The organism is Pantoea sp. Fr+CA_20 (assembly GCF_024520835.1).
GTDB lineage: Bacteria > Pseudomonadota > Gammaproteobacteria > Enterobacterales > Enterobacteriaceae > Pantoea > Pantoea allii.
Genome location: NZ_JALNPN010000060.1, coordinates 1 through 360, shown reverse-complemented (window position 1 = coordinate 360; position 360 = coordinate 1). Strand labels below are relative to the sequence as shown.

The 360-nt window shown below is 50.8% G+C and carries 1 protein-coding gene and 1 tRNA gene; both read right to left on the bottom strand.

Going from position 1 to position 360, the window contains the following annotated elements:
• Window positions 1-176, bottom strand: a 176-nt coding sequence (locus NR177_RS23805; RefSeq protein WP_256853265.1) for a GTP-binding protein, incomplete at its 3' end; no start/stop codon positions are given.
• A gap of 107 nt (window positions 177-283) precedes the next feature.
• A tRNA-Thr gene (locus NR177_RS23800) sits at window positions 284-359 on the bottom strand.
• Window position 360: the final 1 nt, after the last annotated feature.

Sequence of the window (360 nt, the reverse complement as noted above, 5' to 3'; positions counted from 1 at the left end):
CGTGCTTTTTCTTCCGGGGTGCTGTCGATCTGGTCGAACGCACGCGCCTGGCCACCGTTGGTTTTAGCCAGAACGGTGGTGATAGCTGCAGTCAGGGTGGTTTTACCGTGGTCAACGTGACCGATGGTTCCCACGTTTACGTGCAGTTTGTTACGTTGAAATTGCTCTTTAGCCATCGCTAGTCCCTCTAAGACACGGATATATCAAAGATATAGTCACATTAACCAGGCATTGCCTGACTGCAAGGAGTTACAGAGAAAAATCAGGAGGGAGATAAAGGAAGTGGTGCTGATACCCAGAGTCGAACTGGGGACCTCACCCTTACCAAGGGTGCGCTCTACCAACTGAGCCATATCAGCA